Below are 16,425 nucleotides of genomic sequence, written 5' to 3' on the forward strand. Positions count from 1 at the left end.
GAAGTCTGGTCGGCAAGTGCTCAGTCCTGCCCACCAACCGGAGGTCGACTCACGTGACCGCGCCCGCCCCCGAGCCCCGCCGCAAAGTCCTCGGCCGCCTCTCCCTGCCCGAGCGGAACTTCGTCGCCGAGGCACTGCGCGCCGAGACGGTCGGCGGAGTACTGCTGCTCCTCGCCGCCGTCACCGCACTGATCTGGGCGAACACCGCCGGCGGCGCATACGAGTCCCTACGCGGGTTCCACCTCGGCCCGGCCTCGCTGGGGCTCGACCTGTCCATCCAGCACTGGGCGGCCGACGGACTGCTCGCCGTCTTCTTCTTCGTGGCGGGCATCGAACTCAAGCGCGAACTGGTCGCGGGCGACCTGCGCGACCCCAAGGCCGCCGCGCTGCCCGTCGTCGCGGCGCTCTGCGGCATGGCCGTACCCTCGCTCGTCTACGTCCTGTCCAACACCCTCGGCGGCGGCTCGCTGGACGGCTGGGCCGTGCCGACCGCCACCGACATCGCCTTCGCGCTCGCGGTCCTCGCGGTCATCGGCACCTCGCTGCCGTCCGCGCTGCGCGCCTTCCTGCTCACCCTCGCGGTCGTCGACGACCTCTTCGCGATCCTGATCATCGCGGTCTTCTTCACCAGCGACCTGAACTTCGCCGCGCTCGGCGGCGCGGTGCTCGGCCTCGCCGTCTTCTGGCTGCTGCTGAGGAAGCGGGTGCGCGGCTGGTACCTCTACGTCCCGCTGGCGCTCGTCATCTGGGGCCTGATGTACAACAGCGGCGTCCACGCCACCATCGCCGGTGTCGCCATGGGCCTGATGCTGCGCTGCCACAAGGAGGACGACAGCGAGCGGCACTCCCCCGGCGAGCACATCGAACACCTCGTGCGCCCGCTCTCGGCGGGCCTGGCCGTGCCGCTGTTCGCCCTGTTCAGCGCCGGTGTCTCCGTCTCGGGCGGCGTGCTCGGCGACGTCTTCACCACGCCGGAGACGCTCGGTGTGGTGCTCGGCCTCGTGATCGGCAAGGCGGTCGGCATCTTCGGCGGCACCTGGCTCGCGGCCCGCTTCACCAAGGCGGAGCTCAACGACGACCTGGCCTGGCCCGACGTGTTCGCGGTGGCCTCGCTGGCCGGCATCGGCTTCACCGTCTCCCTGCTGATCGGCGAACTCGCCTTCACCGAGGACCCGCTGCTCACCGACGAGGTCAAGGCCGCCGTCCTGACGGGCTCGCTCATCGCGGCCGTGCTCTCCGGAATCCTGCTGAAGATACGGAACGCCAAGTACCGCAGGCTGTGGGAGGAGGAGGAACGCGACGACGACCTCAGCGGCGTACCCGACATCTACGAGATGGACGACCCGGAGTACCACCTCCGGATGGCCGCCATCTACGAGAAGAAAGCGGCCGCGCACCGCAGGCTTGCCGAAGTGTCGGGTGGGGAACGCGAGGATGGCAACGGTCCGGCATGATCTGAGCAGACATGATCTGAGCAGACCCATCTCAGAAGAGATCAGATCCACCAAGAGATCAGAAGAGAAGAAGGGGAGAACGCGATGAGCTCACCCGACGGCCCCGTCGGTGCCGAACGCAGCCTCGGCCAGCTGGTCGCCTCGGCGACCGGTGAGATGTCCGCGCTGGTGCACGACGAGATCGCACTGGCCAAGGCCCAGCTGCGCCAGGACGTCAAGCGCGGCGCGATCGGCGGTGGCGCGTTCGCCGCGGCCGGAGCGGTCCTCATCTTCTCGCTGCCGATGCTGAGCTTCGCGCTCGCCTACGGCATCCGCACCTGGAGCGGCTGGAACCTCGCCGTCTGCTTCCTGCTGTCCTTCGCCGCCAATGTCCTGGTGGCCGGAGCGCTCGCGCTGATCGGCGTCGTCTTCGCCAAGAAGGCGAAGAAGGGCAAGGGCCCCCAGAAGGTCGCCGCCTCGGCCAAGCAGACGGCCGCCGTACTGGGGAACGTCAAGCCGCACCCCCGCGCGGTGCAGCCCGCCGGCACCGTTGACGTCCGAATCGGTGAGACGGGGGCCACTGTGGCACGCTCGTCCTCATGACGGACCCCGACCATCAGGACCACGCCCTCACCGGCGCCACGCCCCACGGCCCCACGCTCGGTGCCACCGCCCATTCGGCGCAACCGGCCTCGGCCGTACGCGTCGAGGGGCCGTGGACCCACCGGGACGTGGCCGCCAACGGCGCGCGCTTCCACATCGCCGAGATGGGCGATGGGCCGCTGGTCCTGCTCCTGCACGGCTTCCCGCAGTTCTGGTGGACGTGGCGGCACCAGCTGGTGGCGCTCGCCGACGCCGGTTTCCGGGCCGTCGCGATGGACCTGCGGGGCGTGGGCGGCAGCGACCGCACACCGCGCGGCTACGACCCGGCGAACCTCGCGCTCGACATCACCGGTGTCGTGCGCTCGCTCGGCGAGCCCGACGCCGCGCTCGTCGGGCACGACCTGGGCGGATATCTCGCGTGGACGGCGGCCGTGATGCGGCCCAAGCTGGTGCGCCGGCTCGCGGTGTCCTCGATGCCCCATCCGCGGCGCTGGCGCTCGGCGATGCTGTCCGACAGGAAGCAGACCGCCGCGGGCTCCTACGTCTGGGGTTTCCAGCGGCCGTGGCTGCCGGAGCGTCAGCTGGTGGCCGACGACGGCGCCCTGGTCGGCCGGCTGGTCCGGGACTGGTCGGGGCCCCGGCTGCCGGAGGACGAGGCGGTGGAGATGTATCAGCGGGCCATGTGCATCCCCTCGACGGCCCACTGCTCGATCGAGCCGTACCGCTGGATGGTCCGGTCGCTGGCACGCCCCGACGGCATCCAGTTCAACCGCCGGATGAAGCGGCCGGTGCGGGTGCCGACACTGCATCTGCACGGCTCCCTGGACCCCGTGATGCGCACCAGGAGCGCGGCCGGGTCCGGTGAGTACGTCGAAGCCCCCTACCGCTGGCGGCTGTTCGACGGCCTCGGGCACTTCCCGCACGAGGAGGACCCGACGGCGTTCTCCACGGAGTTGGTGAACTGGCTGAAGGACCCCGAACCGGACCGCTGAACCGCGCCCGGTCACCACCGCCGGGGAACACCTGTCCTACGAACGCCAATTGCCCGGCGCATAGGCCAATTGGGGCCCTTGGGCGCGATTACCGACCATGAGGCCCGGGCAAACGTCGGGGTATGGGCTGGACGCACGACTACAGTGACGTAGCACGCAATCGCCGCTCGGCCGCAGCGCTGAACAGCCACGAGAGGGGCGGGGCACAGAAGTCGGGCCGACACGGCCCTCCTCAGGGCATGGGCATCCCCCGCATCCTCCGCCGCAGGGCCCGCTGGGTCTCCGCGCGACTGCGGCACACCCGCCACTGACCCGGCTCCCCCTCGGCCTCCCGACCCGCGAGACGCCCACCGGGCCCCGCGAGAGCCCCGTAAGGCCCCCGCGAGGCCCCGTCGGCCTGCCCGCCGCCCCGCTCGGAGCCTTCGGAGCGCCTTCGGGTCGGCTTCGAGCGCCTTCGGATCGGCTAGAGCGCGCAGCCCTGGCTGTCGACCTCCTGGTTGGCGGTGCGGCCCCGCTCGATGTCCTCGCGCACCTCGTCCACCGTCAGGGCGTATCCCGTCTCCGGGTTGTCCAGGGACTTGGCGAAGACCACGCCGTAGACCTCGCCGCCGGGCGTCAGCAGCGGGCCGCCGGAGTTGCCCTGGCGGACGGTCGCGAAGAGCGAGTAGACGTCACGGCGCACGGTGCCGCGGTGGTAGATGTCCGGCCCCTTGGCCGTGATGCGGCCGCGCACGCGCGCGGGGCGGACGTCGTAGGGCCCGTCCTCGGGGAAGCCGGCGACGATGGCGCCCTCACCGCTGGTCGCGTCCTTGGACGTGAACTTCAACGGCGGTGCCTTCAGCATGGGCGCGTCCAGGACGGCGATGTCCCGCTCCCAGTCGTAGAGGACGACCTTCGCGTCGTACGTCTGGTTCTGACCGCCTATCTGGACGGTCGGGTCGTCCACGCCGCCGACCACGTGCGCGTTGGTCATCACCCGGCGGTCGGCGAAGACGAAGCCGGTGCCTTCGAGGACCTTGCCGCAGCCGCGGGCCTCGCCGCGCACCTTCACGATGGAGCGCTTGGCGGTCGTGGCGACCTTGCTCCTGGCGAGCTTGGGGTCGGGCGGCCGGACCTCCGTGATCGGCTCGTTCGCGAACGGACTGAAGACCTGCGGGAAGCCGTTCTGCGCGAGGACCGAGGAGAAGTCGTCGAACCACGTGTCGGCCTGGCCCGGCAGCGCCCGTGAGACACCGAGGAGCACCTTGGAGTTGCGCACCTCCTTGCCGACCGTGGGCAGCGTCGTGCCCGCGAGGAGGGAGCCGATCATCCAGGCGACGAGGAGCATCGCCACCACGTTCACCAGCGCGCCGCCCGTCGCGTCCAGGGCGCGGGCGGGCTGCCAGGTGATGTATCTGCGCAGCTTGTTGCCCAGGTGGGTGGTGAAGGCCTGGCCGATCGAGGCGCAGACGATCACGATGACGACGGCGACCACCGCGGCGGTCGTACTCACCGTGGCCGCGTCGTCCTTCGTCACGGCGTTCCAGATCACCGGCAGCAGATAGACGGCGACGAGACCGCCGCCGAGGAACCCGATCACCGAGAGGATGCCGACCACGAAGCCCTGGCGGTAGCCCACCACCGCGAACCACACGGCGGCGAGCAGCAGCAGGACGTCCAGCACGTTCACCGATTCAATCCTCGCCTCGCATCGCGGCCGCCACGTCCCCGCAACCTTGTCATGCGCGCCAATCGAGCGGGACCTGCCTCTCGCGGTCCCAGGGGCGCTCCCAGCCCGCGAAGTGCAGCACTCTATCGATGACTCCGGCGGTAAAACCCCAGACCAGCGCGGATTCCACGAGGAAGGCGGGGCCGCGGTGGCCGCTCGGGTGGACCGCAGTCGCCCGATTCGCCGGGTCCGTGAGATCGGCCACGGGGACCGTGAAGACCCGGGCCGTCTCGTTCGGATCGACGACGCCGACGGGGGTCGGGGTGCGCCACCAGCCGAGCACGGGCGTCACGACGAAGTCGCTCACCGGGATGAACAGGCGCGGCAGCACGCCGAAGAGCTGGACGCCCCGCGGGTCGAGGCCGGTCTCCTCCTCGGCCTCGCGCAGGGCGGCGCGCAGCGGTCCGTCCGTCTTCGGGTCGCCGTCCCCCGGATCGAGGGCGCCGCCCGGGAAGGACGGCTGCCCCGCGTGGGACCGCAGGGAGCCCGCGCGCTCCATCAGGAGCAGCTCGGGGCCTCGCTCGCCCTCGCCGAAGAGGACGAGGACCGCGGACTGGCGTCCCGTGCCGTTCTCCGGAGGGAGGAAGCGGCTCAGCTGGAGCGGCTGGATGGTCCTCGCGGCGCGGGCGACGGGCGCCAGCCAGGCGGGCAGGCCCTCGGAGCTGAGCAGGGGGTGCGCCCCGGACGGCGGCCGGGCACCGCTGCCCGCCGGGTCGGCCGCGCCCTCCGTGCCGACGCCGGCCCTGCCGTGCGTCCTGCTCGCCGTGCCGGCCGTCTCAGTCGTGCCGGTCGTGTCAGTCGTCTCGGTCGTGTCGCTCGCGTGCCTCATCTGCACCCCCGTCCGTCCCTGGACAACGCTCTTTGCCCCCGCGTTCGTTCCGTCCTGCTTCCGGTTCACCCCGCGGCCAGCGGCGGCGCGGGCTTCCCGGGGTAGTCCGCCGGGGGCTTGAGGCGCTGGCCCGGGAAGCCGCCCATCTCGTACTTCAGGAGCTTCTTCGCCTTCTCCGGGTCCGTCTCGCCTTCTCCGTACGAGGGGCAGAGCGGGGCGATGGGGCAGGCACCGCAGGCGGGCTTGCGGGAGTGGCAGATGCGGCGGCCGTGGAAGATCACGCGGTGCGACAGCATCGTCCACTCGCTCTTCGGGAACAGCTCGGCGACGGCCGCCTCGACCTTCACCGGATCGGTCTCCTCCGTCCACTTCCAGCGGCGGACGAGCCGGCCGAAGTGGGTGTCCACCGTGATGCCGGGCACCCCGAAGGCGTTGCCGAGGACGACGAACGCGGTCTTGCGGCCCACGCCGGGCAGCTTGACCAGGTCGTCGAGGCGTCCGGGCACCTCGCCTCCGAAGTCGTCCCGCAGGGCCTTGGCCAGGCCCATGATCGACTTCGTCTTGGCGCGGAAGAACCCGGTCGGCCTGATCAGCTCCTCGACCTCCTCGGGGACGGCCGCGGCCAGGTCCTCCGGGGTCGGGTACGCGGCGAACAGCCTCGGCGTCGTCTGGTTCACCCGCAGGTCGGTGGTCTGCGCGGAGAGCACCGTGGCGACCAGCAGCTCGAAGGGGTTCTCGAAGTCCAGCTCGGGGTGGGCGTACGAATACACCTCGGCCAGCTCGCGGTTGATCCGCCGGGCCCGGCGGACGAGGGCGGCGCGGGACTCCTGCGGGGGGACGACCGGCGCCTTGACGGCGCCGGGCGCGGCCTCCTTGGCGGGAGCCTTCTTGGCGGTGGCCTTCTTGGCGGTGGCCTTCTTGGCTGCAGGCTCCTTGGCGGTGGCCTTTTTGACCGCGGCCTTCTTCGCGGGGGCCTTCTCGGCGTCGGCCGCCTTGGCGCTGGGGGCCTTGGCGCTGGGGGCCGCCTTCTTCGCCGCGGACTTCTCGGCACCGGGCGCGGTCTTCTTGGCCGCACTCGCCGCCGGCGTTGTCTTCTTCACTGGAGGTGCCTTCTTCGGGGAGTTCGGTTGCCTCGCGGGTGCCGTTCGCTTCTTTTGGTGCCGCTCACTTTTCGGGGGGTCCACTGCACGGGGGCGTCCGTTTCTAGGGGATGCCTGCCCTACCGCAGCTGCCCGCTCCGGCGGGGGTGTACCCACCGAACGGGCCACGCCTGCCCGATTTGCCGGATTATCCGACCCCCCGGACGTCTGTTCGCCCACAGCGGAATCGGGGGGTGCGGCCACCTTCCCGGCCCCCTTGGCCTGTGAGTTCACCGGCTTTTTGGATACCCGGTCAGCCTAGAGGCCGACACCGACATCCGTCGTCGGCCCCGAGGATCGGCCCCCAATTGGCCCCCTCCCGCACAGCACGCCACGCCGGTGCGGCAGACTTGTGACTGATCACACTGTTTGGACCGTCCGGCAAACTGGGGAACACGGTCCCCTGATGCAGGTCGACAAGGAGAGAACTCGTGGACGACGTTCTGCGGCGCGCCCCGCTCTTCGCGGCGCTCGATGACGAGCAGGCCGCGGAGCTCCGCGCCTCCATGAGTGAGGTGACGCTCGCGCGCGGGGATGCGCTTTTCCATGAGGGCGACCCCGGAGACCGCTTGTACGTGGTCACCGAGGGCAAGGTGAAGCTCCACCGCACCTCGCCCGACGGCCGCGAGAACATGCTCGCGGTGCTCGGCCCCGGTGAGCTGATCGGTGAGCTGTCGCTCTTCGACCCGGGTCCGCGGACGGCCACGGCCTCCGCCCTCACCGAGGTGAAGCTGCTCGGCCTCGGCCACGGCGACCTCCAGCCCTGGCTGAACGCCCGGCCCGAGGTGGCCGCCGCGCTGCTGCGGGCCGTCGCCCGGCGCCTGCGCAAGACCAACGACCAGATGTCCGACCTGGTCTTCTCCGACGTGCCGGGCCGCGTGGCCCGCGCGCTCCTCGACCTGTCGCGCCGCTTCGGCGTGCAGTCCGAGGAGGGCATCCACGTCGTGCACGACCTCACGCAGGAGGAGCTGGCCCAGCTGGTCGGCGCCTCCCGAGAGACGGTCAACAAGGCGCTGGCGGACTTCGCGGGCCGCGGCTGGCTGCGCCTGGAGGCCCGCGCGGTCATCCTGCTGGACGTGGAGCGGCTCGCCAAGCGCTCGCGCTGACACCCGAGTCCGTACGCCGATGGGCCCCGCCTCTCAGGAGGCGGGGCCCATCGGCGTACCCGGCGGCGTGCGGACCACCGTCAGATCAGGCCGTGTTCCCGCAGGTAGTCCAGCTGTGCCCGGACCGAGAGCTCCGCGGCCGGCCACAGGGAGCGGTCCACGTCCGCGTAGACGTGCGCCACGACCTCCGCCGCCTCGACGTGGCCGTTCTCCACGGCCGTCTCGACCTGGGCCAGACGGTTCGCCCGGTGCGCGAGGTAGAACTCGACGGCTCCCTGGGCGTCGTCCAGGACCGGCCCGTGGCCCGGCAGGACCGTGTGGACGCCGTCGTCGACCGTCAGGGAGCGCAGCCGGCGCAGGGAGTCGAGGTAGTCGCCCAGGCGCCCGTCCGGGTGCGCCACGACCGTCGTGCCGCGCCCCAGGACCGTGTCCCCCGTCAGCACCGCCCGGTCGGCGGGCAGATGGAAGCAGAGCGAGTCCGCGGTGTGCCCGGGCGTGGCGACCACCCGCAGCTCCAGGCCGCCGGTGGTGATGACGTCGCCGGGGCCGAGACCCTCGTCGCCCAGGCGCAGGGCGGGGTCGAGGGCGCGTACGTGAGTCCGGGTCAGCTCGGCGAAGCGGGCGGCGCCCTCCGCGTGGTCGGGGTGGCCGTGGGTCAGGAGGGTCAGGGCCACGCGCTTGCCCATCTTCCCGGCCGTCTCGACGACACGGCTCAGATGGGCGTCGTCGAGCGGACCCGGGTCGATGACCACCGCGAGGGGCGAGTCCGGCTCCGAGACGATCCAGGTGTTGGTGCCGTCCAGCGTCATGGCGGACGGATTGGGCGCGAGGACGTTGACCGCGCGGGCGGTGGCGGGGCCGCTCAGGACCGCGCCACGGGGCTGGCCCGGGAGGGCTGCGGCTTCGGTCATACGGGGGTGACTCCCGTCGGGATCGGGGTGGGCGCGGAACTCTTGGGCAACGGGGCGCGTCCGGGACGCGCACGGGGTCGGGCCGGGGTCATGGCGCGGCGTCCGGGGTGATCCGTTTGGTGAACTCGCCGTGGCCCGGCCAGGAGAGCACCAGTTCGCCGCCCTCCAGGCGCGCCTGAGCGAGCACCGGGGCCATGTCCTGCCCCGCGGCCGCGTCGAGCGCCTCGGAGGGCGACACATAGGCGCTCAGCGCCCGCAGCGTCGCGATCGTCGGCGGCATCATCAGCAGCTCGCCCTTGTCGTAGCGGGCGGCAGCCTCCGCGGGGCGGATCCAGACGGTGCGGTCCGCCTCCGTGGAGGCGTTGCGCGTGCGCTGCCCCTCGGGGAGCGCCGCCACGAAGAAGAACGTGTCGTAGCGCTTGGGCTCGAACTCCGGAGTGATCCACCGCGCCCAGGCGGCGAGCAGGTCGCTGCGCAGGAAGAGCCCCCTGCGGTCCAGGAAGTCCGCGAAGGACAGGTCGCGGGCGACCAGGGCCGCGCGGTCCGCCTCCCAGTCCTCCCCCGTGGTGTCGCCGACGACGCTCTCCGTGGAGGGTCCGGCGAGCAGCACGCCCGCCTCCTCGTACGTCTCGCGGACCGCCGCGCAGACGATCGCCTGGGCGGTGGCCTCGTCGTCGACGCCGAGCCGGGCGGCCCAAGACGCGCGCGTGGGGCCCGCCCAGCGCACCAGGTGGTCGTCGTCGCGCGGGTCGACGCCGCCGCCCGGATACGCGTACGCGCCTCCGGCGAAGGCCATGGAGGCGCGTCTGCGCAGCATGTGTACTTCAGGCGCCCCGCCGGCCGCCGCACCCCGCCCGTCCCTGAGCAGCATGACGGTGGCGGCACGGCGCGGGGTCGCCGGAGTCAGCTCACCGCTCGCGAGGGCGCGGATGCGGTCGGGCCACTCCGGGGGGTACCACTGCCCATTTGCCATGGGCGGAGGCTATCCCCTGGTGAGCGGATGTTCGAGAGGCAGTGATCGGGTCCGGCGGGACCCCGCCACGGCTCAGGCCTCGGTCAGCTCCACCTGGAACTCGACCTCCACCGGAGCGTCCAGCGGGAGCACGGCCACGCCGACGGCACTGCGCGCGTGCACGCCCTTGTCGCCGAGCACCTCGCCGAGCAGTTCGCTCGCGCCGTTGATCACGCCGGGCTGGCCCGTGAAGTCCGGGGCGGACGCCACGAAGCCGACGACCTTCACCACGCGCGCGATGCGGTCGAGGTCACCGGCGACGGACTTCACCGCGGCCAGGCCGTTCAGCGCGCAGGTGCGGGCCAGGTCCTTGGCCTCCTCCGGGGTGACCTCGGCGCCGACCTTGCCGGTCACCGCGAGCTTGCCCTCCACCATGGGGAGCTGCCCCGCGGTGTAGACATACACGCCGGACTGGACGGCCGGCTGGTACGAGGCCAGCGGCGGCACGACCTCCGGGAGCGTCAGGCCCAGCTCGGCGAGGCGGGCCTCGACGGCCGAGCCGCTTCGCGCCGCCCCGCTCATGCCTGCTTCTCGCGCTTCAGGTAGGCCACCAGCTGCTCGGGGTTGTTCGGCCCGGGCACGACCTGGACCAGCTCCCAGCCGTCCTCGCCCCAGGTGTCCAGAATCTGCTTCGTGGCATGGACGAGCAGAGGCACGGTTGCGTATTCCCACTTGGTCATGTGGCCGACTGTAGTCGGTGTCAGGGGATGCTCAGGCGGGGCATGGGGGAAGGCTCGGGGTGGGGATCGGGGAACGCTCAGGGTGGGCTCCTGCGTAGGCGGGGCGGCGACTGGTTAGGCTCAATGGCGTGAGCAGGCTCCAGGTCGTCAGTGGCAAGGGCGGTACCGGCAAGACCACGGTGGCCGCCGCCCTCGCGCTCGCCCTCGCGACGGAGGGGCGACGCACCCTCCTCGTGGAGGTCGAGGGCAGGCAGGGCATCGCGCAGCTCTTCGAGACGGAGGCGCTGCCTTATGAGGAGCGGAAGATCGCCGTCGCTCCCGGGGGCGGGGAGGTGTACGCCCTCGCCATCGACCCCGAGCTGGCACTGCTCGACTACCTCCAGATGTTCTACAAACTGGGGGGCGCGGGCCGGGCCCTGAAGAAGCTCGGCGCCATCGACTTCGCGACCACCATCGCGCCGGGCCTGCGGGACGTCCTGCTGACCGGCAAGGCCTGCGAGGCGGTGCGCAGGAAGGACAAGAGCGGCCGGTTCGCCTACGACTGCGTGGTGATGGACGCCCCGCCGACGGGCCGCATCACCCGCTTCCTGAACGTGAACGACGAGGTGGCGGGCCTCGCGAAGATCGGCCCGATACACAATCAGGCGCAGGCCGTGATGCGGGTCCTCAAGTCGTCCGAGACGGCGGTGCACCTGGTGACCCTCCTCGAGGAGATGCCCGTGCAGGAGACCGCGGACGGCATCGCCGAGCTGCGGGCCGCGGGGCTGCCGGTCGGGCGCGTCATCGTGAACATGGTGCGCTCGGCCCTGCTGGACGACGCCGAGCTGGAGCTGGGCCTCAAGCAGGCGCCTCGTACGGCCATCGCCAAGTCGCTCTCGGCGGCGGGGCTGGGCGGCGCGCGGCGCGGCGGCAGCGCCGAGCGGCTGGTGGACCCGCTCCTCGAGCAGGCCGCGGAGTACGCCGAGCGGCACGCCCTGGAGCGTGATCAGCGCTCCGTCCTCGCGGAGTTCGGCCGGCCGCTGCACGAACTCCCGCTGCTGGCGGGCGGGATGGACCTCGCGGGCCTGTACGAGCTCGCCACGGCACTGCGGAAGCAAGGGATCGCATGACCCCGGAACCGGCACGGACCTCGGCCCCGGCGCGGCCCCTGGACGCCGCCCGCGCGCTGGACGTCGACGCCCTGATCGACGACCCGAAGACCCGCATCGTGGTGTGCTGCGGCTCCGGGGGCGTGGGCAAGACGACCACGGCGGCCGCCATAGGCCTGCGCGCGGCCGAGCGGGGCCGCAAGGTCGTCGTGCTCACCATCGACCCGGCGCGCAGGCTCGCCCAGTCCATGGGCATCGACCGGCTCGACAACGTACCGCGGCGGGTCAAGGACATCGACGGGGAGGGCGACGGCGAGCTGCACGCGATGATGCTCGACATGAAGCGGACCTTCGACGAGATCGTCGAGGCGCACGCGGACAAGGAGCGGGCCGCCGCGATCCTCGCCAACCCCTTCTACCAGTCGCTCTCGGCGGGCTTCGCGGGCACGCAGGAGTACATGGCGATGGAGAAGCTGGGCCAGCTGCGCTCGCGGGAGGAGTGGGACCTCATCGTCGTCGACACCCCGCCCTCGCGTTCGGCGCTGGACTTCCTGGACGCGCCCAAGCGCCTCGGGTCCTTCCTGGACGGGAAGTTGATCCGGCTGCTCATGGCGCCGGCGAAGGTGGGCGGCCGGGCCGGGATGAAGTTCCTGAACGTCGGCATGTCGATGATGACGGGGGCGCTGGGCAAGCTGCTCGGCGGGCCGCTGCTGCGCGACGTCCAGACGTTCGTGGCGGCGATGGACACCATGTTCGGCGGATTCCGTACGCGGGCGGACGCCACGTACCGGCTGTTGCAGGCGCCCGGCACGGCGTTCCTCGTGGTGGCCTCGCCGGAGCGGGACGCGCTGCGGGAGGCCGCGTACTTCGTGGAGCGCCTCGCCGCCGACGACATGCCGCTGGCGGGTCTGGTGCTGAACCGCGTGCACGGCAGCGGGGCCGCCCAGTTGTCCGCCGAGCGGGCGCTCGCCGCCGCGGAAAATCTTGAGGAGAGCGGCATTGTGGATCAGGGGGACGGGAAGGTTGCTGATCGTAACTCCCCTGTGAACAGAGCGACTTCGGAGCCGGGCGCGGCGCACGCGCCCACAACCGACCAGCCGGTGACCGATCCGCCCGAGACCGACCCCTCCGGAACCAACCCACCCGAGGCCGACCACTCCCTGACCGACCCCGAGTCCGACGACCCCGAGTCCGCCGACCCCTCGGTGGAGAAGTTGACCGTTGGACTTTTGCGTCTGCATGCCGAACGTATGCAGCTGCTCGCGCGTGAGCAGCGCACGCGGGACCGCTTCACGGCGCGCCACCCGGAAGTGGCAGTGGCCGAAGTGGCCGCGCTGCCCGGCGATGTGCACGACCTCTCGGGGCTCCGGGCCATCGGTGACCGCCTGGCGAGCTGAGCGATCGGCGAAATGACCGCCTGGCGGGTTCAGCGGTCGATGAGGACCGCTCGGCAGGTCCAGCGGTCGGCGTACTGACCGCTCGACAGATCCAGCGGTCGGCGAAATGACCGCTCGGCGAGTCGAGGCGCCGACGGGCCGACTCCGCAGGAGCCAGTAGTGCGCGTGGGCCGGACGTGCGTCGCCTCAGGGGCGCTACCCCACCGCGGCGTAGCTCTCGTACGTCTCCTCGTCCTCCAAGTCCACGGGCAGCAGGCCCGCGCCGCGCTCGTATTCGGAGCGCGCCGTCTCCAGGAGCCTGCGCCATGAGGTGACGGTGGGACGCCTGCGCAGCAACGCGCGGCGCTCACGCTCCGTCATGCCACCCCACACGCCGAACTCGACGCGGTTGTCGAGCGCGTCGGCCAGGCATTCGGTCCGCACCGGGCATCCGGTGCACACCGCCTTGGCCCTGTTCTGCGCTGCTCCTTGAACGAACAGTTCATCTGGATCGGTAGTGCGGCAGGCCGCCTGCGCACTCCAGTCGGTTACCCAGCCCATACCGGCGCCGTCCTCTCCCGAATCGAGGCTCCCCCACGGCGGCAGCGGCATATTCACCGCCGCCAGTTGAGGACGTTACGGAAGGTGGGCACAGCGCAACACCCCCTTCGGGCCCAATCTTGAATGGCCCGAACGGACTATGGGTAAGCGGCAGATCACCCGACGGAGTGAGCGGACGACATATGGGGGGAACCCGGCACATCGGGAGAGTTCAGTTGTGTCACGGCGGGCACTCGACGCCACGTAAGGGAAAGTCGGGCAGGAATCCGTCGGATTCGGGAGGGACGGAGGCTTGTTGCCGCACCGCACTGCTGTGACAGTTGAGAACAGCTTAGGCCAAGGCATTCGCCGCTGTCCGGCGATTGGAGACCTCCGTGGAGCGGCGGCCCGATCGCCCCTGGCGACGGGGGCGGCGACGGGGCGGGCGACAGGGGCCCGCGACGGGGGTCCGCGACGGGGCGGGCCGCCCGGATGTCACGATCCGGCACTCGAACATCCCGAGGAACACTTGCTCCCTCGGAACGCCGTTGCGTACGGATTAGGCTGCCCCCATGGGAAAGAAGCGCTCCGGCGGTGGTCTGTCACCAATTCAACAGGCCGCGAAGTTCCTCGGTGTCAGCGTGCTGGCGGGTGCGGTGCTGGCCGGGATCGCCCTGCCCGCGGCCGGAGCGCTGGGCCTGGCGGCCAAGGGTTCCGTCGAGGGATTCGACGAGATCCCCGCCAACCTGAAGCAGCCGCCGCTCAGCCAGCGCACCAGCATCCTGGACAGCAAGGGCGGCCACATCGCCACGGTCTACTCGCGTGACCGCACGGTGGTGCCGCTCAAGGACATCTCGCCGTACATGCAGAAGGCGATCGTCGCGATCGAGGACTCCCGGTTCTACGAACACGGCGCGGTCGACCTCAAGGGCATCCTGCGCGCGCTCAACCAGAACGCGCAGAGCGGCGGCGTGTCGCAGGGCGCCTCGACGCTCACCCAGCAGTACGTGAAGAACGTCTTCGTCGAGGAGGCGGGCGACGACCCGACGAAGGTCGCCGAGGCCACGCAGCAGACCCTCGGCCGCAAGATCCGCGAGCTGAAGTACGCGATCCAGGTCGAGGAGAAGCTGGGCAAGAAGCGCATCCTCAAGAACTATCTGAACATCACCTACTTCGGTCAGCAGGCCTACGGCATCGAGGCCGCCTCGCAGCGCTACTTCTCCAAGCCCGCCAAGGAGCTGAAGCTCCAGGAGGCCGCGCTCCTGGCCGGCATCGTGCAGTCGCCCAGCCGGTACGACCCGGTCAACGACGCCACGGAGGCCACCCAGCGGCGCAATGTCGTGCTGCAGCGCATGGCCGACACGCACGACATCTCGCAGCAGGAGGCCGACAAGGCCAAGAAGGCGAAGCTGGGCCTGAAGGTGAGCCGCCCCAAGAACGGCTGCATCACCGCCGTCAGCGGCGCCGGTTTCTTCTGCGACTACGTGCGCGAGATCTTCCTCAACGACCCGGTCTTCGGCAAGACGAAGGAAGAGCGGGCCAAGATCTGGAACCGCGGCGGCCTGAAGATCCGTACGACGCTGGACCCGAAGGCGCAGGAGTCGGTGCAGGCGTCCATCAAGGAGCACGTGAACAAGGGCGACGACGTGGCGACCGCCGCCACCCTCGTCGAGCCGGGCACGGGCAAGATCGTCGGCATGGGCCAGTCGCGGCCCTACGGCTTCCGCAAGGACGAGACGACGATCAACCTCTCCGTCGACAGCGACATGGGAGGCGGCGCGGGCTACCAGCCCGGTTCGACGTTCAAGCCGATCGTCGCGGCGGCGGCCCTGGAGGGCGGCAAGTCCGCCGGGCAGACCTATCCGTCGCCGTACGAGATGCCGTATCCGGAGCGGGTCACGACCTGTAGCGGCAAGGACTGGGTGAACCTCAACAACGAGAAGCTCAGCAACGAGAACGAGTCCGAGGTCGGCCCGTACGGCATGCGGGAGGCGACCGCCAAGTCGGTCAACACCTACTACGTGCAGCTGATCGGCGACGTCGGCATCTGCCCCGTGACGAAGCTGGCCGCCAAGATGGGCGTCGAGCGGGCCGACGGCAAGGAGCTGGCGCAGGCGCCGTCGATCGCCCTCGGCACGCAGGAGATGTCGCCGCTGACGATGGCGAGCGCGTACGCGACCTTCGCCTCGCGCGGCACGTACTGCTCGCCGGTGGCCATCGAGTCGATCACCACGCTCGCCGGCAAGTCGCTGCCGGTCCCGAAGACGACGTGCTCGCGCGCGATGTCGGAGAAGACCGCCGACACGATCAACACCCTCCTGAAGGGCGTGGTCGAGGACGGCACCGGTCAGAAGGCGGGGCTCGGCTCCCGGGCGAGCGCGGGCAAGACGGGTACGACGGACTTCCGTTACGCCGCCTGGTTCGTGGGCTACACCCCGAACATGTCGGGCGCGGTCTGGGTCGGCGACCCGCAGCACAAGCGGCAGATGGTCGACATCACCATCGGCGGAGTCCCGTACGACAAGGTCTTCGGCGGCGAGGTGCCGGGCCCGATCTGGCGCGACGCGATGAGCGGCGCGCTGGCGGACAAGCCGGCGCCGAACTTCAGCTCCGTGCGGCTTCCCGGGAGCGACAAGGGCCGCGACAGGGGTGGTGACGGTTCCGGCGACGGCGCGGGTACCGACCCTGGTGCCGGTACCGGTACCGACCCCGGTACCGGCGGCGAGGGTGATGGCGGTGGCGATGTCGGAGGTGGCGACGGCAAGCCGGGCACCGGCGGCGGTGGCGACGGCGACCCGTGGCCGGGTATCTCGATCCCGCCGGACATGCTTGGTGGCCTCGGGAACGGCGGGGGTCATGGTGGGGGTCACGGCAATGGGGGCGGGAACGGTGGGGGCTGGCGGCGGTAGTGGTAGCGGTGGCGGTAGTGGTAGCGGTAGCCGCTGGCGGTAGGTGAGTAGTACGAAGATGAGGGCGCCCCCTGGTGCAGGGGGCGCCCTCATCGGCGT

At 71.1% G+C, this 16,425-nt stretch carries 16 protein-coding genes; 8 read left to right on the top strand and 8 right to left on the bottom strand.

Annotated elements, in window-relative coordinates; translation table 11 throughout:
- Nucleotides 1-53: 53 nt before the first annotated feature.
- The 4 genes from nhaA (at nucleotide 54) to ACZ516_RS18860 (ending at nucleotide 3,339) form a co-directional block, all read left to right on the top strand.
- Entirely contained in the window at nucleotides 54-1,454 is a 1,401-nt protein-coding gene (gene nhaA, locus ACZ516_RS18845) for a Na+/H+ antiporter NhaA (RefSeq protein WP_469011136.1), read from the top strand.
- 84 nt (nucleotides 1,455-1,538) lie between these two features.
- The gene (locus ACZ516_RS18850) at nucleotides 1,539-2,036 is read left to right on the top strand and encodes a phage holin family protein (protein ID WP_358581334.1); all 498 of its coding nucleotides are present in this window, start codon (nucleotides 1,539-1,541) and stop codon (nucleotides 2,034-2,036) included.
- On the top strand, nucleotides 2,033-3,028 hold the full coding sequence (locus ACZ516_RS18855; RefSeq protein ID WP_469011139.1) for an alpha/beta fold hydrolase: 996 nt from the start codon (nucleotides 2,033-2,035) through the stop codon (nucleotides 3,026-3,028). Before ACZ516_RS18850 ends, ACZ516_RS18855 begins: the two co-directional genes overlap by 4 nt.
- Before the next feature lie 122 nt (nucleotides 3,029-3,150).
- Nucleotides 3,151-3,339 carry a hypothetical protein gene (locus tag ACZ516_RS18860; protein WP_358581329.1) on the top strand — a complete coding sequence of 63 codons (189 nt, stop codon included), beginning with the start codon at nucleotides 3,151-3,153 and terminating at the stop codon, nucleotides 3,337-3,339.
- Nucleotides 3,340-3,491: 152 nt separating this feature from the next.
- On the opposite strand, the gene ACZ516_RS18865 is transcribed toward ACZ516_RS18860, so the two are convergent.
- From ACZ516_RS18865 to nth, 3 genes are read right to left on the bottom strand one after another with little or no spacing between them, the layout of a single operon-like run.
- Nucleotides 3,492-4,697, bottom strand: coding sequence for a MarP family serine protease (locus ACZ516_RS18865; protein ID WP_469011141.1), 1,206 nt, complete (start codon nucleotides 4,695-4,697; stop codon nucleotides 3,492-3,494).
- A gap of 49 nt (nucleotides 4,698-4,746) precedes the next feature.
- Nucleotides 4,747-5,571, bottom strand: a complete 825-nt coding sequence (locus ACZ516_RS18870; protein ID WP_469011142.1) for an NUDIX hydrolase — start codon at nucleotides 5,569-5,571, stop codon at nucleotides 4,747-4,749.
- Nucleotides 5,572-5,630: 59 nt separating this feature from the next.
- On the bottom strand, nucleotides 5,631-6,665 hold the full coding sequence (gene nth, locus ACZ516_RS18875) for an endonuclease III (protein WP_469011144.1): 1,035 nt from the start codon (nucleotides 6,663-6,665) through the stop codon (nucleotides 5,631-5,633).
- Between the two features lie 470 nt (nucleotides 6,666-7,135).
- On the opposite strand from nth, the gene ACZ516_RS18880 reads away from it, so the two are divergent.
- The gene (locus ACZ516_RS18880; protein ID WP_016642758.1) at nucleotides 7,136-7,810 is read left to right on the top strand and encodes a Crp/Fnr family transcriptional regulator; all 675 of its coding nucleotides are present in this window, start codon (nucleotides 7,136-7,138) and stop codon (nucleotides 7,808-7,810) included.
- Between the two features lie 80 nt (nucleotides 7,811-7,890).
- Here the strand turns inward: ACZ516_RS18880 and ACZ516_RS18885 are convergent, their stop codons facing one another.
- The 4 genes from ACZ516_RS18885 to ACZ516_RS18900 all read right to left on the bottom strand — a co-directional run bounded on the left by ACZ516_RS18885 (nucleotide 7,891) and on the right by ACZ516_RS18900 (nucleotide 10,413).
- Entirely contained in the window at nucleotides 7,891-8,721 is an 831-nt protein-coding gene (locus ACZ516_RS18885; protein WP_358581322.1) for an MBL fold metallo-hydrolase, read from the bottom strand.
- Between the two features lie 88 nt (nucleotides 8,722-8,809).
- The gene (locus ACZ516_RS18890; RefSeq protein ID WP_361079985.1) at nucleotides 8,810-9,694 is read right to left on the bottom strand and encodes an NUDIX hydrolase; all 885 of its coding nucleotides are present in this window, start codon (nucleotides 9,692-9,694) and stop codon (nucleotides 8,810-8,812) included.
- 72 nt (nucleotides 9,695-9,766) lie between these two features.
- Entirely contained in the window at nucleotides 9,767-10,255 is a 489-nt protein-coding gene (locus ACZ516_RS18895; protein WP_358581318.1) for a RidA family protein, read from the bottom strand.
- The gene (locus ACZ516_RS18900) at nucleotides 10,252-10,413 is read right to left on the bottom strand and encodes a DUF4177 domain-containing protein (RefSeq protein WP_003975360.1); all 162 of its coding nucleotides are present in this window, start codon (nucleotides 10,411-10,413) and stop codon (nucleotides 10,252-10,254) included. The genes ACZ516_RS18895 and ACZ516_RS18900 overlap by 4 nt, the downstream gene beginning before the upstream one ends.
- 128 nt (nucleotides 10,414-10,541) lie before the next feature.
- On the opposite strand from ACZ516_RS18900, the gene bagA reads away from it, so the two are divergent.
- Both bagA and bagB read left to right on the top strand, forming a co-directional pair.
- Complete coding sequence (gene bagA / locus ACZ516_RS18905) at nucleotides 10,542-11,522, top strand: ATPase BagA (RefSeq protein WP_358581316.1); 981 nt, start codon at nucleotides 10,542-10,544, stop codon at nucleotides 11,520-11,522.
- Complete coding sequence (bagB, locus tag ACZ516_RS18910; protein ID WP_469011146.1) at nucleotides 11,519-12,898, top strand: ATPase BagB; 1,380 nt, start codon at nucleotides 11,519-11,521, stop codon at nucleotides 12,896-12,898. The genes bagA and bagB overlap by 4 nt, the downstream gene beginning before the upstream one ends.
- A gap of 195 nt (nucleotides 12,899-13,093) precedes the next feature.
- Here bagB and ACZ516_RS18915 read toward each other — a convergent pair whose 3' ends face one another.
- Nucleotides 13,094-13,438, bottom strand: coding sequence for a WhiB family transcriptional regulator (locus ACZ516_RS18915; RefSeq protein WP_030782081.1), 345 nt, complete (start codon nucleotides 13,436-13,438; stop codon nucleotides 13,094-13,096).
- A 551-nt stretch (nucleotides 13,439-13,989) separates the two neighbouring features.
- Here ACZ516_RS18915 and ACZ516_RS18920 point away from each other — a divergent pair.
- Nucleotides 13,990-16,326 (top strand): transglycosylase domain-containing protein, encoded by a 2,337-nt coding sequence (locus ACZ516_RS18920; protein WP_469011147.1) that lies wholly within the window; start codon nucleotides 13,990-13,992, stop codon nucleotides 16,324-16,326.
- Nucleotides 16,327-16,425: the final 99 nt, after the last annotated feature.

This window comes from Streptomyces sp. NPDC034037, from assembly GCF_055575715.1.